General features: G+C 71.7%; 25 protein-coding genes. 15 read left to right on the top strand and 10 right to left on the bottom strand.

The annotated features are described in order from the left end of the window. Positions 1–172: 172 nt before the first annotated feature. Complete coding sequence (locus ABEE00_RS26480; protein WP_345748171.1) at positions 173–691, top strand: SRPBCC domain-containing protein; 519 nt, start codon at positions 173–175, stop codon at positions 689–691. A gap of 18 nt (positions 692–709) precedes the next feature. On the opposite strand, the gene ABEE00_RS26475 is transcribed toward ABEE00_RS26480, so the two are convergent. Next, positions 710–1,132 carry a PLDc N-terminal domain-containing protein gene (locus ABEE00_RS26475; protein WP_345748170.1) on the bottom strand — a complete coding sequence of 141 codons (423 nt, stop codon included), beginning with the start codon at positions 1,130–1,132 and terminating at the stop codon, positions 710–712. A 102-nt stretch (positions 1,133–1,234) separates the two neighbouring features. Here ABEE00_RS26475 and ABEE00_RS26470 point away from each other — a divergent pair, with 102 nt between their 5' ends. Together ABEE00_RS26470 and mqnP are read left to right on the top strand one after the other, a co-directional pair. Beyond that, on the top strand, positions 1,235–2,686 hold the full coding sequence (locus ABEE00_RS26470) for a menaquinone biosynthesis decarboxylase (RefSeq protein WP_345748169.1): 1,452 nt from the start codon (positions 1,235–1,237) through the stop codon (positions 2,684–2,686). After that, the gene (gene mqnP / locus ABEE00_RS26465) at positions 2,683–3,597 is read left to right on the top strand and encodes a menaquinone biosynthesis prenyltransferase MqnP (protein WP_345748168.1); all 915 of its coding nucleotides are present in this window, start codon (positions 2,683–2,685) and stop codon (positions 3,595–3,597) included. Before ABEE00_RS26470 ends, mqnP begins: the two co-directional genes overlap by 4 nt. Positions 3,598–3,630: 33 nt before the next feature. On the opposite strand, the gene ABEE00_RS26460 is transcribed toward mqnP, so the two are convergent. The 3 genes from ABEE00_RS26460 to ABEE00_RS26450 form a co-directional block, all read right to left on the bottom strand. Further along, positions 3,631–4,272 (bottom strand): rhomboid family intramembrane serine protease, encoded by a 642-nt coding sequence (locus ABEE00_RS26460; RefSeq protein ID WP_345748167.1) that lies wholly within the window; start codon positions 4,270–4,272, stop codon positions 3,631–3,633. 62 nt (positions 4,273–4,334) lie between these two features. Continuing rightward, entirely contained in the window at positions 4,335–5,498 is a 1,164-nt protein-coding gene (locus ABEE00_RS26455; RefSeq protein ID WP_345748166.1) for a hypothetical protein, read from the bottom strand. Between the two features lie 82 nt (positions 5,499–5,580). Continuing rightward, positions 5,581–6,369, bottom strand: coding sequence for a UbiX family flavin prenyltransferase (locus tag ABEE00_RS26450; RefSeq protein WP_345748165.1), 789 nt, complete (start codon positions 6,367–6,369; stop codon positions 5,581–5,583). 142 nt (positions 6,370–6,511) lie between these two features. Between ABEE00_RS26450 and ABEE00_RS26445 the strand changes: the two genes are divergently transcribed. The 6 genes from ABEE00_RS26445 to ABEE00_RS26420 all read left to right on the top strand — a co-directional run bounded on the left by ABEE00_RS26445 (position 6,512) and on the right by ABEE00_RS26420 (position 11,785). Continuing rightward, complete coding sequence (locus ABEE00_RS26445; RefSeq protein WP_345748164.1) at positions 6,512–6,967, top strand: Lrp/AsnC family transcriptional regulator; 456 nt, start codon at positions 6,512–6,514, stop codon at positions 6,965–6,967. 50 nt (positions 6,968–7,017) lie between these two features. Beyond that, entirely contained in the window at positions 7,018–8,184 is a 1,167-nt protein-coding gene (gene mqnE / locus ABEE00_RS26440; protein ID WP_345748163.1) for an aminofutalosine synthase MqnE, read from the top strand. A 125-nt stretch (positions 8,185–8,309) separates the two neighbouring features. Then, on the top strand, positions 8,310–8,987 hold the full coding sequence (locus ABEE00_RS26435; RefSeq protein WP_345748162.1) for a class I SAM-dependent methyltransferase: 678 nt from the start codon (positions 8,310–8,312) through the stop codon (positions 8,985–8,987). 47 nt (positions 8,988–9,034) lie between these two features. Beyond that, complete coding sequence (locus ABEE00_RS26430) at positions 9,035–9,556, top strand: GNAT family N-acetyltransferase (protein ID WP_345748161.1); 522 nt, start codon at positions 9,035–9,037, stop codon at positions 9,554–9,556. Between the two features lie 130 nt (positions 9,557–9,686). Continuing rightward, positions 9,687–9,977 (top strand): DUF4229 domain-containing protein, encoded by a 291-nt coding sequence (locus tag ABEE00_RS26425; protein ID WP_345748160.1) that lies wholly within the window; start codon positions 9,687–9,689, stop codon positions 9,975–9,977. A gap of 383 nt (positions 9,978–10,360) precedes the next feature. Further along, entirely contained in the window at positions 10,361–11,785 is a 1,425-nt protein-coding gene (locus tag ABEE00_RS26420) for a dicarboxylate/amino acid:cation symporter (protein WP_345748190.1), read from the top strand. A gap of 62 nt (positions 11,786–11,847) precedes the next feature. On the opposite strand, the gene ABEE00_RS26415 is transcribed toward ABEE00_RS26420, so the two are convergent. Beyond that, a complete protein-coding gene (locus ABEE00_RS26415; RefSeq protein ID WP_345748159.1) occupies positions 11,848–12,972 on the bottom strand; it encodes a PLL family lectin in 1,125 nt (374 codons plus the stop codon). Between the two features lie 360 nt (positions 12,973–13,332). Between ABEE00_RS26415 and ABEE00_RS26410 the strand changes: the two genes are divergently transcribed. From ABEE00_RS26410 to ABEE00_RS26400, 3 genes are all read left to right on the top strand, one after another. Next, the gene (locus ABEE00_RS26410; RefSeq protein ID WP_345748158.1) at positions 13,333–14,094 is read left to right on the top strand and encodes a sulfite exporter TauE/SafE family protein; all 762 of its coding nucleotides are present in this window, start codon (positions 13,333–13,335) and stop codon (positions 14,092–14,094) included. Between the two features lie 114 nt (positions 14,095–14,208). Further along, positions 14,209–14,421, top strand: coding sequence for a hypothetical protein (locus tag ABEE00_RS26405; RefSeq protein ID WP_345748157.1), 213 nt, complete (start codon positions 14,209–14,211; stop codon positions 14,419–14,421). A gap of 215 nt (positions 14,422–14,636) precedes the next feature. Then, a complete protein-coding gene (locus ABEE00_RS26400) occupies positions 14,637–15,008 on the top strand; it encodes a hypothetical protein (RefSeq protein ID WP_345748156.1) in 372 nt (123 codons plus the stop codon). Positions 15,009–15,082: 74 nt separating this feature from the next. On the opposite strand, the gene ABEE00_RS26395 is transcribed toward ABEE00_RS26400, so the two are convergent. The 3 genes from ABEE00_RS26395 to ABEE00_RS26385 all read right to left on the bottom strand — a co-directional run bounded on the left by ABEE00_RS26395 (position 15,083) and on the right by ABEE00_RS26385 (position 16,398). Further along, positions 15,083–15,277, bottom strand: a complete 195-nt coding sequence (locus ABEE00_RS26395; protein WP_345748155.1) for a hypothetical protein — start codon at positions 15,275–15,277, stop codon at positions 15,083–15,085. Continuing rightward, entirely contained in the window at positions 15,277–15,552 is a 276-nt protein-coding gene (locus ABEE00_RS26390) for a hypothetical protein (RefSeq protein ID WP_345748154.1), read from the bottom strand. Before ABEE00_RS26390 ends, ABEE00_RS26395 begins: the two co-directional genes overlap by 1 nt. 111 nt (positions 15,553–15,663) lie before the next feature. After that, positions 15,664–16,398 carry a GntR family transcriptional regulator gene (locus ABEE00_RS26385; protein ID WP_345748153.1) on the bottom strand — a complete coding sequence of 245 codons (735 nt, stop codon included), beginning with the start codon at positions 16,396–16,398 and terminating at the stop codon, positions 15,664–15,666. A gap of 182 nt (positions 16,399–16,580) precedes the next feature. Between ABEE00_RS26385 and ABEE00_RS26380 the strand changes: the two genes are divergently transcribed. Next, positions 16,581–17,213, top strand: coding sequence for a TetR/AcrR family transcriptional regulator (locus tag ABEE00_RS26380; protein ID WP_345748189.1), 633 nt, complete (start codon positions 16,581–16,583; stop codon positions 17,211–17,213). Here ABEE00_RS26380 and ABEE00_RS26375 read toward each other — a convergent pair. Next, positions 17,179–18,126 carry a MaoC/PaaZ C-terminal domain-containing protein gene (locus tag ABEE00_RS26375; protein WP_345748152.1) on the bottom strand — a complete coding sequence of 316 codons (948 nt, stop codon included), beginning with the start codon at positions 18,124–18,126 and terminating at the stop codon, positions 17,179–17,181. The genes ABEE00_RS26380 and ABEE00_RS26375 overlap by 35 nt on opposite strands. A 28-nt stretch (positions 18,127–18,154) precedes the next feature. Continuing rightward, a complete protein-coding gene (locus tag ABEE00_RS26370; protein ID WP_345748151.1) occupies positions 18,155–19,543 on the bottom strand; it encodes a 3-oxoacyl-ACP reductase in 1,389 nt (462 codons plus the stop codon). A 74-nt stretch (positions 19,544–19,617) separates the two neighbouring features. On the opposite strand from ABEE00_RS26370, the gene ABEE00_RS26365 reads away from it, so the two are divergent. Both ABEE00_RS26365 and ABEE00_RS26360 read left to right on the top strand, forming a co-directional pair. Next, positions 19,618–20,994, top strand: coding sequence for an acetyl-CoA C-acetyltransferase (locus tag ABEE00_RS26365; RefSeq protein WP_345748150.1), 1,377 nt, complete (start codon positions 19,618–19,620; stop codon positions 20,992–20,994). Positions 20,995–21,169: 175 nt separating this feature from the next. Then, positions 21,170–23,074, top strand: coding sequence for an AMP-dependent synthetase/ligase (locus tag ABEE00_RS26360; RefSeq protein WP_345748188.1), 1,905 nt, complete (start codon positions 21,170–21,172; stop codon positions 23,072–23,074). The last annotated feature ends 1 nt before the right edge of the window (position 23,075 follow it).

Genomic DNA, 23,075 nt, shown 5'->3' with positions numbered 1-23,075 from the left:
ACTCGTACGCGGGCGTCTGAGCCTAAATTACGGCCTCAACCCTTGTGTGAGTCGGTCGTGGTGAGTGACCCCTGACCGGCGGTCCGAGCGCAGCTCGCGCTCGGACCGCCGGTCTGTGTCGTACGGGGGGATTTCCGCTGCGGCGGACAGGGGGTGGCGCCACCCTGGAGGGATGAGCATCCACAGCCCCGTCCCCTTCGGCTCCGCCGAGAGCAACGGGACCGCGCACACGCTCCGGTACGAGCTTCCGCTTCCACACCCTGTGGACAAGGTCTGGGGCGCCGTCGCCACCCCGGACGGCCTGGCGGGCTGGCTCGCCGCCGCCGACCCCTTCGAGCCGGGGCCAGGCGGCGAGGTCACCCTGCGCTGGCAGAACACCGACACCGAGGGCAACGCGACCGTCGCCCCCGGCCGCATCACCGCATGGCGGCGCGGCAGCGTCGTGGAATACACCGTGGACGTGCACGGCTCCGTACGTTTCGACCTGGAGCCGGGCCCCCGCGACGAGAACACCGTCCTGCACTTCACCAACGACTTCACGGGCCCCGAGTCGCTGTGCCTCGACTGCCTGGCGGGCTGGCACAACCACTTCGAGTACCTGCTGGAAGCCCTGGACGGCCACCCGAAGGACTGGTCGACGTGGACGCTGGAGCGGTGGAGGGAGCTGCGGGAGGCGTACGAGGGCGCGTGAACTCCCGCGCCGGCGGCGCTACTTGGAGGAGGGCGGGTCCTCCGGGCCCCGGCCGCGTGCCTGCTCGTCGGCCTCCGTGCCGGGGTCCGAAGCGTTGTCCTGGCCGGTCTCCGGCTTCGGGTCCGCCTCCGGCTCGGGGGACTCCTCACGGGGCGCCTGCGGGGGCTCCTTGCCGAGGGACTTCAGGAACTCCGGGTTGTCGTCGGGGGCGACCCACTGGCGCTCCTGGGGCTTCACCGCTCCGTACGGGGCGTTCCTGCGCGGGCGGCCGGCGAGGAACCACGCGACCGAGCCCAGCAGCACATTGCCGAACAGCAGGATGATGATGGCCCAGACGACCTTGGGGAGCTTGCGCACCTCTTTTTCCGGGGTGTTGAGGCAGTCGATGAAGGCATAGATCCACAACGCCAGGACGATCAGAAACGGGAGATACCTGAGCATGTGGAGCGCCCCCTGAGTACGAGTGCCGTGTACCCGCCAGGGTAACGGTGCCCCCGGGGGCTGCCCGAAAAAGCCCGGCCCCCATGCCCGATACTGGGGCACATGGCATACGACGATCTCCGCTCGCTGCTGCGGTCGCTGGAGCGTGACCGGGACCTGAAGCGCATCAAGGCCGAGGTGGACCCGCATCTGGAGGTCGGGGAGATCGTCGACCGGGTGCAGAAGTCCGGCGGCCCCGCGCTGCTCTTCGAGAACGTCAAGGGCTCCAGCATGCCCCTGGCGATGAACGTGTACGGGACCGACCGGCGCCTGCTCAAGGCGCTCGGCCTCGAGTCGTACGAGGAGATCGGCGAGCGGATCGGCGGGCTGCTCAAGCCGGAGCTGCCGCAGGGCTTCGTGGGGATGCGCGAGGCCTTCGGGAAGCTCGGCTCGATGGCGCACGTGCCGCCGAAGAAGGTCAAGGAGGGCCCGGTCCAGGAGGTCGTCCTGCAGGGCGACGAGGTGGATCTGGAGCAGCTCCCGGCCCTGTTCACCTGGCCGGAGGACGGCGGCTCCTTCTTCAACCTGGGCCTCACGCACACCAAGGACCCCGAGTCGGGCGTGCGCAACCTGGGACTGTACCGGCTCCAGCGGCACGACCGCCGCACCATCGGCATGCACTGGCAGATCCACAAGGACAGCCGGAACCACTACCAGGTGGCCGCGCGCCGCGGCGAGAAGCTGCCGGTCGCCATCGCCTTCGGCTGCCCGCCGGCCGTCACGTACGCCTCGACCGCGCCGCTGCCCGGGGACATCGACGAGTACCTGTTCGCCGGCTTCGTGCAGGGCAAGCGGGTCGAGATGGTCGACTGCAAGACCGTTCCGCTCCAGGTCCCGGCCGCCGCCGAAGTGGTGCTGGAGGGCTGGCTGGAGCCCGGCAAGATGCTGCCCGAGGGGCCGTTCGGCGACCACACCGGCTTCTACACGCCGCAGGAGGACTTCCCCGCGCTGACCATCGACTGCGTGACCATGCGGAAGCGCCCGCTGCTCCAGTCGATCGTGGTCGGCCGCCCGCCGACGGAGGACGGGCCGCTGGGGCGGGCCACCGAGCGCTTCTTCCTGCCGCTCCTCAAGGTGATCATCCCGGACATCGTGGACTACCACCTGCCCGAGTCCGGCGGCTTCCACAACTGCGCGATCGTCTCGATCGACAAGAAGTACCCGAAGCACGCGCAGAAGGTGATGCACGCGATCTGGGGCGCGCACATGATGTCGCTGACCAAGCTGATCGTGGTGGTGGACTCCGACTGCGACGTACGGGATCTGCACGACGTGTCCTGGCGGGCGCTCGGCAACGCCGACTACGCGCGCGACCTGACCGTGGTGGAGGGGCCCGTCGACCACCTCGACCACTCCTCGTACCAGCAGTTCTGGGGCGGCAAGGCGGGCATCGACGCGACCGCCAAGCTGCCCACGGAGGGCTACACCCGCGACGGCGGCTGGCCCCAGATGATCGAGTCCGACCCGGAAACGGCCCAGAAGGTCACCCGGCGGTGGAAGGAGTACGGGCTGTGACAGCCGCGGAAGGGATCGCGGGCCCCGAGCCCGTGAACACCGGGAGAATCAAGGCGTTCCTGCGGCTCGTGATGATCGAGCACTCGGTCTTCGCGCTGCCCTTCGCCTACATCGCCGCGCTGACCGCGATGCACCTGGACGACGAGAGCGTGCACTGGTGGCAGCTCTTCCTCGTCACCGTCGCGATGGTCGGCATGCGCACCTTCGCGATGGCCGCGAACCGGATCATCGACCGCGAGATCGACGCGCGGAACCCCCGTACGGCGGGCCGCGAGCTCGTCACCGGCGCGGTCTCGGTGCGCACCGCGTGGACCGGCGCGATCGTCGCGCTGCTCGTCTTCCTCCTCGCCGCGGCGCTGCTCAACCCGCTCTGCCTGGCCCTCGCGCCGCTGGCCGCCGTGCCGATGGTGGTCTATCCCTACGGCAAGCGCTTCACCAACTTCCCGCAGGCCATCCTCGGGCTCGCGCAGGCCATCGGCCCGATCGGCGCGTGGCTCGCGGTGACCGGGAGCTGGTCGTGGGACGCGGTCGTGCTGGGCCTGGCCATCGGCGTCTGGATCGGTGGCTTCGACCTCATCTACGCCTGCCAGGACGTGGAGTCCGACCGCACCTACGGCATCAAGTCGGTGCCGGTGCGCTTCGGCGTGGCCAACGCGCTGCGCGGCGCGCGCGGCTGCCACGCCGTGACCACCGCGCTGCTGGTCCTCTTCGGCGTGCTCACCGGCGGCGGGGTCTTCTACTGGCTCGGGATCCTGATCGTGGCCGGCGCCTTCGTCTACGAGCACTCGATCGTGCGGCCGCACGACATGTCCCGCGTGAACAGGGCCTTCTTCCAGGTCAACAGCTTCATCGGGATAGCGCTCTTCGTCTGCGCGCTGCTGGATCTGGCGGTGCGGGGGCTGACGGTCTGAGCCGCGTGTACGAGGCGGTGGGCGCGGTGCCGGTCAGTGCCAGGTCGGCTTCTCGCCGCCCAGGGCCCGGCCAGGGCCCGCGGTGACGAACGCCGCGAGGACGCCGCCTATCAGCCCGAACAGGTGGGCCTGCCACGAGATGCCGCTCGCGGTGGGGAGCACGCCGAGCATCAGCGATCCGTACACCACGGCGACCAGGGCTCCCATGGCCAGGTCGGTTATCCGCTTCTCGACGAAGCCGCGCACCACCAGATAGCTGAACAGGCCGAAGATCAGGCCCGAGGCGCCGGCGGTGTTGCTCCCCGCCGGCGCGGTCAGCCACACCCCGAGCCCGCTGGTCACGATGATGATCAGGGCGACGGCGAGGAATCTGCCCGTGCCGCGCAGCGCCGCGAGGAAGCCGAGCACCAGGAGGGGCACGGTGTTCGCCGCCAAGTGCTGGAAGCCGAAGTGCATGAAGGCGGACGGGACCACGTCCACCAGCTCGCTCGCGCGGCGCGGCTGCACGCCGAAGGTGTCCAGGGCGTTGCCCGTGACGAAGTCGACCGCCTCCAGGACCCACAGCAGGGCCACCCACGCCAGGATCAGCCTGCCCGCCGCCAGCGCTTTGGAGCGCGCCGGAGAGCCCGACGGCCTCTCCGCCGGATTCGTGCTGCCGTGACCGGTCCCCACCATGCCTCCCCAACGTCCGCGTGGCGCCGCAGAGTTCCCCGCGTCCCCGCGCCACCAGGGTCCCGTCAGCGCGAGCGGCGGTCCAGCGCCTCGTACGCCGCTGCCGCGACCAGGTCCTGCGGCTTGAGCTCCTTCGCTCCGCCCGAGGTCCACACCGGGATCGCGGCGCCGCCGCCCAGCTCCAGCCTGAGCGGCAGATGCGCGCCCGAGGCGGTGCCGCCGGGCGCGAACTGGCCCAGGTCGAGGCTGAGGTTGGTGAGCTGGCCGCGCCGGATGGACAGGTCGGCGTGCACGGTGTGCTCGGGCACGTCGGCCGGGTTCAGGTGCACCCCGAGCGGCTTGAGCGCGTCGGCGAGGTCACGGGCCGCGGCGTGCGCGGGCATGCTGATGCGCACCACGTCGGCGCCCGCGCGCTGCCCCGCGGCCTTGAAGGAGGCGTGCTCGGCGAGGGTCTTCTCCACGCCGGTCAGGAACTCGCGCTGGGCCTGCCCGTTGAGCCCCGCGGTGATCCCGGTCGCGTCCCGCAGGGTGCTGCTCGCGGCCGCCGTCGTACGCCGCACCTTGGCGCTCGTGGCGCCGGGCTTCGAGCCCGGCACGGGCTGGCCGCCCCAGGACATCGACTGCGCGACGCGCGCGAAGGAGTCGAAGGCGTACGGGTTGATCCGCACCCACTTGCCCTGGAGCGCGTCCCGCGCGGAGGCCAGATAGCCGGGCAGCTTCCCGGCGAGCTCCACGGCCTCGTTCGCGCGCCGCCGGTCGGCCGCTCCGCCCGCCTGCTGGGCCAGCGACTGCGGCCCGACCCGCATGTAGACCTGCTCGTCCACGGACCTGACCTCGGCCACGTCGGGGCCGCCGAAGTTGAGCGAGGCCGCCACGTCGGCCGCCTCGGAGCGGTCCATCTCCTTGATCGGCTTCTCCGGGTCGCCGGTGCTGGTCGCCATGGTCAGCTCGGCGCGGGAGAGCAGCCGGGCCTGGCGCTGCGAGGGGCTGCCGCCGCGGGTCTTCTCCAGGAAGCGGTACGCCTCCTGGGGCGTGGCGTCCACGGTGGCGATCACCGAGGCGGAGGGGGAGTCGCCGAGCTTCTCCACCGCGCTCTTGACCTTCATGCCGGTGGTCAGCTTCTCGGTCGCCTCGCAGGAGACCAGCGAGGCGGCTACGGCGGCCGCGCACCCTGCGGCTGCGGCGGCGCGGAGCGTGCGGCGGTACGGGAGCGGTCGGCGTGGGCGCATGCATCAGAGCCAACAACATGACCGGTGCCGCGCGCCAGTCGCCCACGCGGCGCCGCACGCCTGACGGCGCGTCAATTACCGGTCAGGCGCCGCCCGTACGGCCCCCGGCCTGGTCCTCCGCGTGCGCCGAGGGCTCCGGCTGCGCGGAGAGAGCCTGCTGCGCCGAGGGCTCCTGCTGCGCCGCCCCCAGCTCCCCGCGCCAGCGCGCGTACAGCTTGTGCGGCACGCCGACCGCGTCCAGCGCGCGGCCCGCGACGAAGTCGACCATCTCCTGCGCGGTGGTGGCCCCCGCATAGAAGGCGGGCGACGCAGGCAGCACCACGGCGCCCGCGTCGTCCAGCTCCACCAGGTGCCGCAGGGTCGGCCCGGTCAGCGGAGTCTCGCGCACCGCGACCACCAGCGGCCTGCGCTCCTTGAGGGTCACCGAGGCGGCGCGCTGCAACAGGTCCTTGGAGAGCCCCAGCGCCACCCCGGCCACGCACGCGGTGCTGGCCGGGACGATCAGCATCCCCTTGGCCGGATAGGACCCGGACGAGGGCCCGGCCGCGAGGTCGCCGGCGGGCCAGTGCCGTACGCGGGAGACGTCGGGGTCGAAGGCGTCGGGGGTGCCGTCGGCGCCGCGGGACAGCCATCGGCACAGGTCGTCGCGCGCGTGCGCGTCGCGGAAGGGGTGCCCGGTCTCGTCCAGCAGGGTCAGCCGCGAGGCGCGGCTGACGATCAGGTCCACGTCCTCGCCCGCGGTCAGGAGCGCGCGGATCACCGCGGCGGCGTACGGCGTGCCCGACGCTCCCGAGACGCCGACGACCCACGGCCTGCGGGCCGTGTCCCGCGTGGGCTCGGCGGTCGCGGGTGCGGTCGTATCGGTGCTCACGCCATGAGCGTACGTGCCGTCAGATGGCGTTTGCCCCATGCCTTAGATTCGTCTGCGGGGTTCCGCGGGAACCGCCGTACGGGACGGGTCCCGTGCGGCGCCCGGCTCCCGGTACGCACTCGAGCGGAAGGCACCAGGACGCATGGACGCGGTGGACAGGCAGCTCATCCAGGCGCTGCGGGAGAACGGCAGGGCCTCGTACGCCGAGCTCGGCCGGCTCGTCGGACTGTCGGGGCCGAGCGTCACCGACCGCATCAACCGCCTGGAGTCCGCGGGTGTGATCACCGGCTACCGGGCCACCGTCGACGCCTCCTCGCTCGGCCTCGGCGTCACCGCGCTGATCGGCATCCAGCTCTCCGACGCGACCGACCACGAGGACGTGGCGGGGCGGATGAAGGACCTGCGGGAGATCGAGGACTGCTGGTTCATCGCCGGCGACGACTCGTACATGCTCAAGGTCCGCGCGGCCGACGTGGACGGCCTGGAGAGCATCATCCGCAGACTCTCGGCGACCAAGGGCGTCTCGCGCACCCGCACCACGATGGTGCTCTCCACGAAGTGGGAGAACCGGGTGGGTGAGTTGCCGGACGAGGTGTAGGCGTAGTCTCGGCGGGGCGCTCAAGGCGACATCTACAGGAGGCGCGACGCATGGACGCTGGGCTGAAACGGGAGCTCGAGGAGAAGGTCCGCTCCGGCGAGCGGCTCAGCCGCGAGGACGGGATCGCTCTCTACGAGTCCGACGATCTGGCCTGGCTCGGCGGGCTCGCGCACGAGGTGCGCACCCGCAAGAACGGCGACGTCGTGCACTTCAACATCAACCGTCATCTCAACATGACGAACGTGTGCACCGCCTCCTGCTCGTACTGCTCCTTCCAGCGGAAGCCGGGCGAGAAGGACGCGTACACGATGCGCATCGAGGAGGCCGTGCGCCTCGCCAAGGAGATGGAGGGCGAGAAGCTCACCGAGCTGCACATCGTCAACGGCCTCCACCCGACGCTGCCGTGGCGCTACTACCCGCGGTCGCTGAGCGCCCTCAAGGAGGTGCTGCCGGACACGGTGTCGCTGAAGGCGTTCACCGCGACCGAGATCCAGCACTTCGAGAAGATCTCGGGCCTGGACGCGAGCGAGATCCTCGACATCCTGATCGAGTCCGGTCTCGAATCGCTGACCGGCGGCGGCGCCGAGATCTTCGACTGGGAGGTCCGGCAGCACATCGTCGACCACGACACCCACTGGGAGGACTGGTCGCGGATCCACCGCCTGGCGCACGAGAAGGGCCTCAAGACCCCCTCGACGATGCTGTACGGGCACATCGAGGAGCCCCGGCACCGCGTCGACCACGTGCTGCGGCTGCGCGAGCTGCAGGACGAGACCGGCGGCTTCCAGGTCTTCATCCCGCTGCGCTACCAGCACGACTTCGTGGACATGCAGGACGGCAAGGTCCGCAACAAGCTCCAGGCGCGCACCTCGATGGCGTCGGGCGCCGAGGCGCTCAAGACCTTCGCGGTCTCCCGGCTGCTCTTCGACAACGTGCCGCACGTGAAGGTCTTCTGGGTCATGCACGGCGTGCAGACCGCGCAGCTCGCCCTCCAGCACGGCGCCGACGACATGGACGGCTCGGTCGTGGAGTACAAGATCACCCACGACGCCGACAACTTCGGCACCCCCGACAAGCTGACCCGCGAGGACATCCTGGAGCTGATCCAGGACGCGGGCTTCCGCCCGGTGGAGCGCAACACGCGGTACGAGATCCTCAAGGAGTACCCGGGCCCCGACGCGGACCGGCGGGAGTCGCCGCAGCCGATGCGGGTGTGAGGACGGCGCGGGGCCGGCGGGGCGGGGCGCCGCGCGGACGCCGCGGCGGGCTTCGTTGACTTCAACCGCACTTCACGTTCGATGCTGGCGGCGTACGCCACTCGCGACGACCGAGGAGAACCGCCATGTCCACCGAGCCCGTCGAGCCCGTCGAGCCCTTCGACACCTTCGACCGCGCCTACGCGACCGGCACGCCGCCCTGGGTGATCGGCGAGCCGCAGCCCGTCGTGGTGGAGCTGGAGCGTTCCGGGGCGCTGCGCGGCGCCGTGCTCGACCCCGGCTGCGGCGCGGGCGAGCACACCGTCCTGCTCGCGGAGAAGGGCTATGACGTGCTCGGCGTCGACTTCGCCCCGCACGCCGTCGAGCTGGCACGCAAGAACGCCGACCAGCGCGGGGTGCCCGCGCGCTTCGAGAGCGCCGACGCGCTGCGGCTGCCGGAGGAGCTCGGCGCGGGCCGCTTCGACACGGTGCTGGACAGCGCCCTGTTCCACTGCTTCGGGGAGGAGGGCAGGACCGCGTACGTCGGCAGCCTGTACGGCGTGACGCGGCCCGGCGCCACGGTGTACGTGCTCGCGCTCTCCGACCGCGAGACCGGCTTCGGCCCGCGGATCAGCGAGGAGGCGCTCCGGACCCCCTTCGAGGCGCACCCCGGCTTCGAGATCGAGTCGCTGGAGCCGGTCACCTACTCGGGACTGGCCCCGGCCGAGCACGCCCGCGAGATGGGCATCGCCCCCGGCGACCGGGTCGAGGCCACGGCCTGGCTGGCCCGCGTACGCCGTGACGAGCGGGCCGCGGACGCGTGACCCGCGGCGCGCGGTGATCACTGACCCATGAGCCGGCGGTACGACGCATGAGCCTGCGGTACGAGCTCGCCCCCTCCGTCACCCCGGAGCTGCGCGACCAGCTCCTGCGGCTGTGGGTTGACGTGGTCAACGCGGGCGGCGCCGTCGGCTTCGTACCGCCGGTCACCACCGAGGACGTACGCCCCGAGCTGCTGCGGCACCTGACCGGCATGGCGCAGGGCTCGGTGCGGCTGCTCGCGGCCTTCGACGAGGAGGACCGCGTGGTGGGCACCGCCTTCTTCGGCTTCAACCACAGGCTGCTGAAGCGGCACTGGGTGTGGCTGTACACGGTGATGCTGCACCCGTGCCGCCAGGGCCGCGGTGAGGGGCGGGAGCTGCTGCGCGCGGCGGAGGAGGCGGCGCGCGGGATGGACGGCATCGGCGGCATACGGCTGACCTGCCGGGGCGGCGCGGGCCTGGAGCGCTTCTACGCACGCTGCGGTTACGAGGAGGCCGGCCGGGTGCCCGGCGCGCTCCGGGTCGCCGAGGGCGACCTGCGGGACGACATCACGATGTGGCTGCCGCTGTGAGCTGGGAGAACGCCGGGCGAGTGGCTGCCGCGAAGATCGTTCGGGCGCTCTGCGACAATCGGGTACGAGGTACGAGGAATCCAGCAGAGTTCCCGGCAGAGACATCAGCGGTACGAAGAAGAAGGTCCCCGTGAGCAAAACGTCGCACGCCACGCTCCGTTACACCCTCATGCGCCTGGGCATCTTCGTCGCGTGCCTCGTCGTGATGGCGGTCCTGGCGTACACCGGGATCATCCCGGCGGGCATCGGCAAGTCCAACCCGCTGTGGGTCGTGCTCATCGCGCTGGTGGTCTCGGCGCCGCTCAGCTTCGTGCTCCTGCGCAAGCAGCGCGAGGACATGGCCGAGCAGGTCGCCGGGCGCGTGGACCGCGCCAAGGACAAGCTCGCCGCCAACCAGAGCCAGGAGGACGGCGTCTCCTGACGCTCCCCTTCCGGGCCTTTCGCGACCCCGGTCCCGTAACGCTCGTCACACACATCTCCGCACCCCGTCGGGAATCTCCTTTCCCCGGCGGGGTGTTGTGCGTTCACGTACCCGCAACCCAAAGCAAACCTTTGGGTACATCAAACACGCAGTGTTAACGTGAGGCTTATGTCGATCGCAGCCCCCACTTCCGAGCCGCTGGGCGCGCCGTGCAGCGCGCCGCTCGTGGCGCGGCTGCACGTCGATCTCTGCCGCTGTATGTCCGCGACCTGTCGCCGCGCCTGCTGAACAGGCACCATCGGCGTCGATGCGGCCGGACAGCCTCCGGCGCACCGCTCCGCACCGCAGTGTCCCCGTCCTGAAACCAGAAGCCTTACCGGAGTCTGTCCGTGTCTTCGTCTTCCACGTCTTCGTCGTCCTCGCCGTCGTCGTCCACGCCGTCGACCTCCGACGTCACGCCTCCCGCTTCCTCCGGGAAGCGAATACGCCTGCCCAAGATCCCGTTCTGGGCTCAGATCATCGCCGGTCTCGTCCTCGGTGTGCTGCTCGGCTGGGCCGCCCGCAGCGGGGACATCTCCTGGCTGGCCACCACGCTGGACCAGATCGGCACCATCTTCATCGACCTGCTGAAGCTGGCCGTCGCGCCGCTGGTGTTCTTCGCGATCGTCATCTCGATCACCAACCTGCGCAATGTGCACAACGCGGCCAGGCTGGCCACCCGCACCCTGCTGTGGTTCATGACCACCTCGCTGATCGCGGTCGCGCTCGGGCTGGTCATCGGCCTGTTCACGCACCCCGGCACCGGCACCGGCATCTCGCACGGCGACGCCGCCAAGCCGAAGGAGTCCGGCTCCTGGCTGGACTTCATCACCGGCATCGTGCCGAAGGACATCATCACGCCCTTCGCCGACCTGGAGGTCCTCCAGATCGTCTTCATGGCGGTCGTGGTCGGCGTCGCGGCCCTCAAGCTCGGCGAGAAGGCCAAGCCGATCCTCACGCTCGGCGAGTCCGTGCTCTCCCTCCTCCAGAAGGCCCTGTGGTGGGTCATCCGGCTCGCCCCGATCGGCACCATCGGCCTGATCGGCACCGCCATCCGCGAGAACGGCTGGCAACTGCTGGGCAGCTACGCGACGTTCACCGCCGACGTGTACGTGGGCTGCGCGCTGGTCCTCTTCGGCGTCTACCCGCTGCTGCTGTGGGGCGTCGCGAAGGTCAACCCGCTCCAGTTCTTCCGGGGCGCCTGGCCCGCGATCCAGCTCGCGTTCGTCTCGCGCTCCTCGGTCGGCACCATGCCGCTGACCCAGAAGGTCACCGAGCGCCTCGGCGTACCGAAGGACTACGCGGCCTTCGCCGTCCCCTTCGGCTCCACCACGAAGATGGACGGCTGCGCCTCCATCTACCCGGCGATCGCCGCGATCTTCATCGGTGAGTTCTACGGCATCGACATGGGGATCAAGGAGTACCTGCTGATCGTGCTCGTCTCGGTGATCGGTTCCGCCGCGACGGCGGGCCTCACGGGAGCCACGGTCATGCTGACCCTGACCCTCTCCACCCTGGGCCTCCCCCTCCAGGGCGTCGGCCTCCTCCTGGCCATCGACCCGATCCTGGACATGATGAGGACGGCCACGAACGTCGCGGGCCAGGTCGTGATCCCGGTCCTGGTCTCCTCCCGCGAGAAGCTCCTCGACGTGGCGAAGTTCCGCGAGGCGAAGAGCTTCAGCCTGGAGGACTGGGACGACGACGCGACAGCGTCCGACACCGACTCCGCGGCGAAGAAGGTGCCGGAGCCGGCAGGCGCCACCGGCTAGCACCGGCAGCGATACGGCGAACGCCCCGGTCTCCTCGGAGGCCGGGGGCGTTTGTGTGGGTGCTAGGACAGGGACCACCAGTTGACCCACAGGTCGGAGTCGTCGGTGATGACGAAGGCGTAGGGGCGCTGTGCCGCGCCCGGGCTGTCCTGGAGCGTGATCGCCTCACCGGGGCGCTCGATGACGCGCCCGTTCGGCGTGCCCTGTGCGGCCCACTGCCACGCCTTGCCGTCCCACCAGTTGACGTACAGGTTGGAGTCGTCGCCGATGACGAAGACGTACGGGCGGGTGAAGGCGTTCGGCTCGTCCTTCACCGTGACCGCGCCGACGGAGTCCAGGACGAGGCGGCCGCTGGGGGAGCCCTGGCTGCTCCAGTTCCACTTCGAGCCGTCCCACCAGTTCACGTACAGCTTCGAGTCGTAGCCCTGGACGAAGACGTACGGGCGCTCCTCCGCGCGCGGGTCGTTCTGGACGCTGACGACGCCCGCGCCCTTCTTGACCGGCTGGCCCGTGGGGGCGCCCTGGTCGCTCCAGTTCCACTTGCCGCCGTCCCACCAGTTGACCCAGACGCGGGAGTCGTCGGTGATGACGAAGGCGTACGGGCGGGTGGCGGCGTCGGGGTCGTCCCGGACGGTCGTGACGCCGAGGGGGCGCGAGATGGTGCGGCCGGGCGGGGAGCCCTGGTCGTTCCAGTTCCACTTGGAGCCGTCCCACCAGTTGACCCACAGGCGGAAGTCGTCGGTGAGGACGAACGCGTACGGGCGCTGCGACGTGCTCGGGCCGTCCTGGTAGGTGACGACGCCGACGCCCTCGCGGACGAGCCGGCCGCTCGGTGCGCCCTGGTCGCTCCAGTGCCAGGTGGAGCCGTCCCACCAGTTCACGTACAGCTTCGAGTCGTCGCCGATGACGAAGGCGTACGGGCGCTGCTGGGCGTTCGGGTTGTCCTGCACCGTGACGGCGCCGACCTTCTCGATGACCGTGCGCCCGGCGGGAGTTCCCTGGTCGCTCCAGTGCCAGGCCTTGCCGTCCCACCAGTTGACGTGCAGGCGCGAGTCGAGGCCGCGCACGAAGACGTACGGGCGGCGCGCGGCCTCGGGGTCGTCCTTCATGGTGACGGCGCCCATGGTGGCCCGCACGCCGGTCGTACTGGTGGGCCGCTGCTGGTCGTTCCACTTCCATGAAGCCATCGTGTTCCTCTCCGGCCCACGGCCCGGTGCGTCACGGGCGGGGCATGCTGAGGCGGTACGTATGGGCACGTACGGGTACGTCGGGTACGTACGGGAAGGCGTCCGGCGCCGCGGAGGCGGACAGCGGGAACGCGGGAGGGTCCGGCCGGCCCCATGGAACCTTGCGCGGCCACTCTGACAGCGGCCCCACGGGCTGTCACCGGTCCCCGGGCGGAAGGTGACGTTCAGGGGAGCGATTCGGACAGGGAGCGCGGTCGGAGCGTGGGCGGAATTCCGTTGCCCGGGAGCGGGGGATTCCACTACCAACTGGCCCTGGCCGGAGGTGTACGGGGAACGCCCACGAACCAAGGAGCCGCTGTCATGTCGGTCGGGGAGTTCGTCGGGCTCGTCCTCGCGGGGGTCGCCGCGGGGGTGACCGGGACCGTTGCCGGGCTGGCCTCGCTGTTCTCGTATCCGGCGCTGCTGGGCGCGGGGCTGCCGGCGACCGTCGCCAACGTGACCAACACCGTGGCGCTCGCGGTCGGGAACGTGACGGTCGTGCCCAGCTCGCGGCGGGAGTTGAGGGGGCAGCGGGCGGCCATCGTGCGGCTCGGGGTGGCCTGTGCGGCGGGGAGTGCCGCGGGGGCCGCGCTGTTGCTGGTCACGCCGCCCGGGGTGTTCGAGCGGGTGGTGCCGTTCCTGGTCGGAGGGGCCTCGGTGGTCATTCTGCGGCGGCAGCCGAGCGGTGGGGACGGGCCGGGCGGGACGGTGAAGTGGAGTGCTGTCGGCGGGATGTTCGCGGTCGCGCTCTACAGCGGGTACTTCGCCGCCGCCTCCGGTGTCGTGATGCTCGCGCTGCTGCTCGCCACCTCCGCCTCGGAGGGGCTGCTGCGCAGCAACGCGCTCAAGAACGTGCTGGTGGGGATCGCCGACGTGGTGGCCGCCGCGGGGTTCGCCGTGTTCGGGCACGTGGCGTGGGGCATGGCCGTACCGCTCACGCTCGGGCTGCTGGCCGGTTCGTGGCTGGGCCCGCCGCTCGCCCGGCGGCTGCCCGCCCGCGCGCTGCGGGTCGGCATCGGCGTCGCGGGGCTCGGGCTGGCGGTGAAGCTCGGGGTCGACGCGTTCCAGGGGGGATCCGCGTAATCGGGCCAGGCGGCGGCGTAATGCCGCCAAGCGGGAGATTTCGCGCGCCGGAATGCCGGATTCGGGCTATACAGGTGGTTTGGGGGCGGTGGCTGCTGGGCGGGGGAGGTCCGGATGAAGCTGACCTTGAACGTGGCGTTGCTGCTGGCCGTGATCGTCGTGGTGCGGGTGCGCCGCAAGCCGCTGGCGCGGACGCGGGGCGACGCGTGGCTCACCGCGTTCATCACGCTGGCGCTGGGGATCCTCATCGCGCCTACCTCGGTGGGGCGCGGGATCCTGGACTTCCTGGAGAAGCTGGTGAACGGCATTTCGCAGGCGGGTGGGTGAGCGGTACGCGAGGGGTGGCGGGTCGCGCAAGTGCCTTTGTACTCAGGTGAGTTGGGTCCTGAGTACGTTGTCGCGGCGGGGCGGGCGCCCTAGGGTGATCTTGACCATCAAGATCGCGGGCCCGGGGACTCTCCCTAGGGGGCTCTCCCTCGGGGATCTGCCCAAGTGGCCTGCGACATGCGGCTGTTGAGCCGCACAACGGGAGGATCACGCGTATGCGTAAGTTCAGCCGTTCCCTCGCGGGTGCCGCGGTCGCGGCGATCGCGTTCACGGGGCCTGTGGCGCTCGGTGCGGCGCCCGCCTCGGCCGCGGGCGCCCCCGCGCAGGCCGCTTCGGTCCAGCAGATCTCGGCGCAGGCGGCAGCCGGGCCCATCGAGTGCCACCCCGCGAAGCTGCGCGCGAAGGCGAAGCAGCACCAGAAGAAGGCCGACCAGTACCGGGTGCTGCGCCACCGCGAGCTGCAGAAGGCGCACCCCTCCAAGAAGAAGGTCAAGCACTACGCCAAGATGGCGAACGCCCACGACAAGAAGGCCGCGGCGTACAAGGCCCGCGCGAAGCGGTGCGAGGACGCGGACAACAACGCGTAAGCGCGCGTCCGGCGCGTGAGAACGGCCCCGCGGCGGCGGGGCCGTTTCGCGTACGGGGCCTTCGTGGGCCCGCGTTACGGGGTGGTCGCGCGGCCCGCGCACCGCGCGCACGCACACGGCGGGTACGCCGAGCTGAGCGCGAAGACGTCGATCCCGCACTGCTCGGCGGTGAAGCGGACCGTGCCGCGGTCGCGGAGGAGCGTGCCGTCGGGGGCGACGGTGTAGACGCGGAGGGTGAGACGGGCGGGGGTCTCCGGGGGCTCGGGCATCAGGAGACCTCCGCGCCGTGGATCACGTACGGCCCGGGACCGTCCAGGCCCAGGAGCGCGAGCGCCAATTCCTGGCGGCGAACGCCCTGTTCGTGGGCGACGAGGTAGGGGCGGATGAGGCGGGTGGAGTCGCCGTCGATGGGGAGGTCGAGGGCGCGCCGGCGTCTGCTGGACGGCCGGTCGGTGTGCTGCGCGGGCGGCGGCAGCGGGGTGGCGGCGCGGCGGCGTCCGCGGGGAGGGGCGAAGAGGGCGCGCAGAGTGCGGAGGAGGGGCATGCGGTCAGCTCCCTTGGCAGGGCAAGCCGGGCAGGCTTGAAGTTCCCTAGGGATATTGAGTCGCAGTTCCCTAGGGAAGTCAAGCGTGCTTGTGGGAGCCGGAGTTGGGGGTTACGCGTCGAATCGGTACTCCAGCACGTACGAGCCCGCGTCGAGCAGCATGCGCGTGAACTCCACGGGGCGGTGCTCGGCCGTCAGGGCTGTGCGGCAGATCTCCAGGAGCGGGATGCCGGTGGGGAGGGCGAGCAGTTCGGCTTCGCGCTGGTCGGGGAGGCGGCTGCGCAGCTCCTCGGTGAAGTGGGCCGGGGCGTGGCCGAGTTCGGCCAGGCGGGCGTAGGTGCCGCCGGGGCCCGGGTCCTCGTTGGCGATCGGGGACCCGGTCACCAGGGCGGCGGGGAGGTAGGAGGTGGCGAGCTGTACGGGTTCGCCGTCCACCACGTAGCGGCGGTCGCGCACCAGCACGGCGGTGTTCTCGTCCAGGGACAGGGCTCGCGCGACCAACTGCGACGCGGGCTCCTCGTACACCTCGACCGTCACGTCGAATTCGCGCCCCTCGGTCTCGGCCGACCACACCGGGGCTCCGGCCTGCCACTGGGCGCGGGACGTGCGTTCCGGCGCCACCCTCCGGATGGGGCGGAACGAGCGTACGTACGTCCCCGAACCGTGGCGGCGCACCGCCAGACCCTCGCTGACCAGCAGCTTCAGCGCCTTGTTGGCCGTTTCCTTCGCCACCCCGTACTCCCGGACCAGGGTAGGCTCCCCTGGCAGCCGGTCGCCAGGGGCCAGCGCGCCGGAGTCGATGCGCGCCCGCAGCTCGTCGGCGATCTGCCTCGCGGTCTCCGGCATGGGCCCCTCCTCGCAAATATGTCCCTAGGGTGCGCCCACCCTAGGCTCACCCTCTGTTTCCGGTCACACCCCCTACACGCCTCGTCCTCCTTCCGCCTCGGACCCGTACCCTCAGGGGCTGGGTAGTCGACAGGTCGCCAGGGGTGGAGAGGTTCGTGGGCAGCAAGGGCGTGCAGAAGCGGATGCCGCGGGAGGTGCGGGAGCGGCAGATGCTGGACGCCGCGGTCGCGGGGTTCGCGCGGCACGGGTACCAGGCCGCCTCGATGGACGACATCGCCGAGGCGGCGGGGGTGTCCAAGCCGCTGGTGTATCTGTATCTGAAGTCCAAGGAAGAGCTGTTCAGCGCCTGTATTCGGCGTGAGGGTGCCGCGCTGGTCGAGGCGGTAAGGGAAGGCACCAAGGGCGGCGCCCGCAGCGCCGACCAGCAACTGTGGGACGGGCTCTGCGCGTTCTTCGCGCACACCGCGGCGCACCCCGACGCGTGGCAGGTCCTGCACCGCGCCGGCAACCAGGGGCAGCCCTTCGCCGACGAGGTGGCCGCGATGCGCGCCGAGATCACCGAACTGGTGCGGGTGCTGCTCGGCCAGGCGGCCCAGGACGCGGGCTGTGATGGGGAATTGGCCGGGCGCGAGGTGTCCGGGCTCGCGCACGCGCTGGTCGGAGCCGCGGAATCCCTCGCGGGGTGGGCCAACGCCCGCGCGGGCGAGCCCGACGCACCCTCGGCGAAGGAGACCGCGGCGACGCTGATGAACTTCTGCTGGGCCGGGCTGGAGAACCTCCTCAAGGGCGCGAGGTGGCGGCCAGCCTCCCGGTGAGATGCAGGCGGCCCTCAGAATCGCCCGAGCCCGAGCCCGAGCCCGAGCCCGAGCCCGAGCCGCCGCGCAGCTCGAACGCCCCCGTCTCCGAGGACGCCCCGTACGTCACCGTCCCCGGCAGCAGCACCGGCGCCTTGAACTCCGCGTACGCGGTGAAGCCGCCCGGCAGTCCGCCCTCCTCCCTGTCCGCCTCGGCGAGGCAGCGCGCGAAGGTCCACATGCCGTGCGCGATGTGCCGCGGGAAGCCGAACGCCTTCGCGGTGAGCGGGTGCAGGTGGATGGGGTTCCGGTCGCCGGACGCCGAGGCGTAGCGGCGGCCGAGGGAGGAGGGGAGCCGCCAGGTGGCACGAGCGGGGAGGGGGCCGCCCTCCGTGTGCCCGGACTTCTCCGCCGGGCCGCCGGAGTCCGAGCGCCGGTGCCTGCACAGATACGTGCTGCGCGACCCCCACACCACCTCCCCCTCCAGCCGCGCCTCGGTCACCACGGCGAACTGCGTCCCCTTCCGGTGCGGCCGCAGATCCTCCGCGTGTACGGAGATGCCGGGGCGCTCCGAGGCGTGCAGCGGCCTGTGCTGGGTGAGCTCGATCGCCGTGTGCACCAGGCCCAGCAGCGGGAAGGGGAAGGCGCGGTCCGCCATCAGCCGCATGGCCAGCGGGAATCCGAGGATGTGCGGGTAGGTGGGGGGCAGCGCCGAGGACGCCGTGAAGCCGCACACCTCGGTGTAGGCGCGCAGCTTGCCGGGCTCGGCGCGGGCGGCCTCCAGCACGTAGCGCGTATCGGGCAGCCGCGCCTCCTCGTACGGGCCGCGCTTGGTGAGTGAAGTGGCCGCGCCGGAGGCGAGCAGGAGGGGCAGATTCGGGGGTACGCCGTAGCGCTGGACCGGCGTACGGGGCTGACTGGCCGGACTGGTCATGAAAGTTCTCCTCGGTCGGAAACCACGCTCACGCGCCCAGCAGGCTCTGCCCGCACACGCGCACCACCTGCCCGTTCACCGCGCCGGACGCGGGCGAGGCGAACCAGGCCGTCGTCTCCGCGACGTCCACCGGAAGGCCGCCCTGGGAGAGGGAGTTCATCCGGCGGCCGGCCTCGCGGATGAAGAACGGCACGGCAGCGGTCATCTTCGTCTCGATGAAGCCGGGGGCCACGGCGTTCACCGTCACGCCGTGCTGCTCGGCCGCGCGCGGGGCCAGCGAGCGCACCATGCCGATGATCCCCGCCTTGCTGGCGGCGTAGTTGGTCTGCCCGACGTTCCCGGCGATCCCCGCGATGGAGGCGGTGCCGATCACGCGGCCGGTGCCCTCCCGCAGCGCCCCCGCCTTCAGCAGGTGGTCGGTCGTGCGCAGCACGCTGTCCAGGTTCACTTCGAGCACCGCGTCCCAGCGGTCGGCGCCCATGTTGGCCAGCTTTCGGTCGCGGGTGATGCCCGCGTTGTGCACCAGGACGTCCAGGCCCTCGGAGGGCAGCGCCGCCGCGATGCGCTCGGCCGCGTCGTCCGCGGTGATGTCCAGCGGCAGCGCGTCGCCGCCCAGCCGCTCGGCGACCCGCGCCAAGTCCTCCTCGGCCTGCGGCACATCGAGGCACAGCACCCGCGCGCCGTCCCTGGCCAGGGTGGCGGCGACCTGCTCGCCGATGCCCCGCGCGGCACCGGTCACCAGCGCCGTACGACCGGAAAGCGGCCGCTCCCAGTCGAGGTCGGCGCGCCCGGAGCCCGAGGAGCTCCCAGAGCCCGCGGAGCCGCCCGCCGTACCCGCGCCGCCGATCCCGATCACCTGCCCGCTCACATACGCCGACCGCGGCGAGAGCAGGAACCGCAGCGTGGACTCCGCGTCCCGAGCCGTCGCGCCCGGTGCCAGGCGCAGGAGCTGGGCCGTGCGCCCCTTGCCCGCCTCCTTGCCCAGCGAGCGCACGAAGCCCTCCAACGCCTGCTGCGCGGCGGCCTGCCGGTGGTCATCGGGGTCGGGGGCCGAACCGAGCAGCACCACGCGGCCGTTGTCCGCGAGCCGCCGCATGACCGGGTGCAGGACCGCGTACACGCCATGCAGTTCCGAAACCGTGCTGATCCCCGTAGCGTCGACCGCCACGGCGGCGTACCGGGTCTCCCGGTCGTCCTCGCGCACCACCGGGATGCCCACGCCGTCGAGCACCGCCGCCAGTTCGCCGTCTCCGCACGCCGAGGGGTGTGCGGCGGTGAGGTGCAGCAGCGGGCCGCCCTCCAGCACGGACCGCTCCGCCGACCAGCGGTGCAGCGGGGCCGGCTGGGGGAGGCCGAGGCGTCGGGAAAGGAAGCGGCCGGGGCCGGTGTTGGTCAGGTGAAGGTAACGGTCGCCCATGTTCCCCAGCTCCTCGTGTGCGCGTAAATTTACTTCAGAGTAAGGTTACTTACAGGTCAGGAGTTTGGTCGAGTATGAGTTCCCGCTCTGCGGACGGCCTCACGGGCGACGGTGCCGAGCAAGACGGCGCCGAGGGTCCCGACCTCACAGGTTCCGGCGCCCTCCCGCGCCGCGTCGCGGTGATCGGCGGCTGCCGCATCCCCTTCGCGCGCTCGGACGGCCCGTATGCGACCTGCTCGAATCAGCAGATGCTCACCGCCGCGCTCGACGGGCTCGTGGAGCGCTTCGGGCTCCAGGAGCCGGGCGCGGTGGGCGAGTTCGCGGCCGGCGCCGTGCTCAAGCACAGCCGGGACTTCAACCTGGCGCGGGAGACCGTTCTGGGTTCGGGGCTCGATCCCCGTACACCCGCGTACGACCTGCAGATGGCCTGCGGCACGGGGTTGCAGGCGGTCATCTCGGTCGCCAACAAGATCGCGCTCGGGCAGCTCGACTCCGGCATCGCGGGCGGCGCCGACACCGCGAGCGACGTGCCGCTCGGCGTGAACGACCGGCTGCGCCGCATCCTGCTGGCCGTGCGGCGGGCGAGCGGACTCGGGGAGCGGGCGCGGGAGTTCGCGCGGGTACGCCCCCGCGACCTGCTGCCCGAGGTGCCGCGCAACGCGGAGCCGCGCACCGGGCTCTCGATGGGGGAGCACGCGGCGCGTACGGCGGCCGCGTACGGGATCACCCGGCGCGAGCAGGACGAACTCGCCGCGGCCAGCCACCGCAACCTGGCGACCGCGTACGACAGCGGCTTCCTCCACGACCTGGTGCTGCCCTTCAACGGTCTGGCCAGGGACCAGAATCTGCGGCCCGGCACGTCGGTGCAGAAGCTGGGGGAGCTGAAGCCGGTCTTCGGCGTCGGGGACGCGGAGAGTGACGCGGGCGAGGGCCGGGACGCGGCCACCATGACCGCCGGCAACTCCACCCCGCTGACGGACGGCGCTGCCACCGTGCTGCTGGCCGGCGAGGAGTGGGCCGAGCGGCGCGGTCTGCGGCCGCTGGCGTATCTGACCGCGTTCGAGACCCGCGGTGTGGACTTCGTGGACGGCGGCGAAGGGATGCTGATGGCGCCCGCGTACGCCGTGCCGCGGATGCTGGAGCGCGCGGGTCTGGAGAGCCTCGCCGACTTCGAACTCGTGGAGATCCACGAGGCGTTCGCCTCCCAGGTGCTGGCGACCCTGGCCGCCTGGGAGAAGCAGGGACTCGGCCCCGTGGACAGGGACCGGCTCAACGTCGCCGGCTCCTCGCTCGCCACCGGGCACCCCTTCGCGGCCACCGGGGCCCGCATCGTCGCGACGCTGGCCAAGCTGCTGGCGGAGCGGCCCGGCGCGGGCCCTGGGGCGCGCGGACTGATCTCGATCTGTGCGGCGGGCGGGCAGGGGGTGACCGCCATCCTGGAGCGGGCCTAGGCCGCCGCGGCCTGGCCGCTCACCGGGGACGACGGCGTCCGCACCGCACCGGTGCGGGCACCGGCCGCACGCCGCCGCGTTGAAGGTGCGTCATGGAGAGGAGCCGCTCGTGTCGTCCCAGAAAGTGAGCAGCGAAGGTACCGAGTCCGGCGCGAACAGCACCGGCCCCGGCGCCGTGACCTCGGGCGGGCCGCTCGCGCCGCCCGAGACCGTGGTGATCGACGGGGCGGTGCGGGAGGCGTACGTGCCGCCGCTGGCGCCGCCCGTCACGCGCGGTTCGCTCGCCGACATCCCGTTCACCAACGCCGAGGAGGCACCGGACGCGGCGGTGCTCTCCCGCCCCGAACCGGGCGGCGGCTGGCGGGACATGACGGCGGCCGAGTTCGCGTACGAGGTCCAGGCGCTGGCCCGCGGCCTGATCGCGCACGGCCTGCGCCCCGGCGACCGGCTCGCGATCATGGCCAGGACCTCGTACGAGTGGACCCTGCTGGACTTCGCGGGGTGGGCGGCGGGTCTCGTCACGGTGCCGGTCTACCCGACCTCCTCGGCCTCCCAGGCGCGGATGATCCTCCAGGACGCGGCGGTGCGGGCCTGCGCGGTCGAGGACGTGGAACAGGCGCGCCTGATCAGCGCCGAGCGCGGCAACCTCCCCGGGCTCGAACTGCTCTGGCAGATCAGCACCGGCGCGGTGCGGCAGATCATGGACGCGGGGCGGGACGTGCCGGCCGAGGCGGTGGCCGAGCGGCGCGCGGCGCTGCGGCCGGAACACGTGGCCACGCTCATCTACACCTCGGGGACCACGGGTTCGCCCAAGGGCTGCGCGCTCACGCACGGGAACTTCTTCGCCGAGGTGGACAACGCGATCGAGCTGCTCTACCCGGTCTTCAAGGAGCTGGCCGGCGGCGAGCCGCCCGCCACCCTCCTCTACCTTCCGCTCTCGCACGTCTTCGGCCGGATGGCGGCGATCGGCTGCATGCGCGCGCGGGTGCGCGCCGGGCACGCGCCGAGCACCGAGACCGAGGACCTGCTCGGGGACCTCGCGAGCTTCCGGCCGACCTTCCTGCTGGGCATCCCGTACGTGCTGGAGAAGATCTACAACACCGCGCGGGCCACGGCAGAGACGATGGGCCGCGGCTCCTCCTTCGACCGCGGCGCGCGCATCGCCCGCCGCTACGGCGCGGCCGTCGAGGAGCTGGAGCACGGCCGCGGCAAGGGCCCTGGCTCCGGGCTGCGCGCGGTGCGCGGGCTCTACGACGTGCTGCTCTACCGGCGCATCAGGACCGCGCTGGGCGGCCGCTGCCGCTATGTGATCTGCGGCGGCTCGCCGCTGGGGCGCCGGCTGGCCGCCTTCTACGAGGGCGCGGGGATCTCGGTGTACGAGGGCTACGGGCTCACCGAGACCACGGCGGCCTCCACCTCGACACCGCCGCAGCGGCCGAGGCTGGGCACGGTGGGCTGGCCGATGCCGGGCACGGCGGTGCGGGTCGCGGAGGACGGTGAGGTGCTGCTCAAGGGGGGCCATGTGTTCGCCGGTTACTGGGACGCGCGGTCCGGCAGCGTGGTGCCCGAGCTGGACGGCGAGGGCTGGTTCGCCACCGGGGACATCGGCGAGCTCGACGACGACGGCTATCTGACCATCACCGGGCGCAAGAAGGACCTGATCATCACGTCCGGCGGCAAGAACGTCTACCCCGCGCCGCTGGAGGACTGGCTGCGCGCGCATCCGCTGGTGAGCCAGTGCCTGGTGGTGGGGGACGACCGGCCGTACGTCGCCGCGCTGCTGACCCTGGAACCTGAGGGGCTGCGGCACTGGAAGCGGATGCACCGCAAGGAGCAGCTCACCTTCCGCGAACTCGCCGACGACTACGATCTGCGCCGCAACCTCCAGCAGGCCGTGGACGAGGCCAACTCCATGGTCTCCAGGGCGGAATCCATCCGCCGCTTCGCCGTGCTCCCGCACGATTTCACCGAGGAACGCGGCCATGTGACCCCGTCGCTGAAACTGCGCCGGGCCGCGATACTCCGCGATTTCGCGGCGGAGATAGACAGGTTGTACGAGGGCTACGGCAAACGTCCGTGAG

Origin of the sequence: Streptomyces odontomachicola (genome assembly GCF_039605595.1) — a bacterium.
GTDB lineage: Bacteria > Actinomycetota > Actinomycetes > Streptomycetales > Streptomycetaceae > Streptomyces.
The sequence above is the reverse complement of the archived record's forward strand: the minus strand, read 5'-3'. Positions and strand labels throughout refer to the sequence as shown.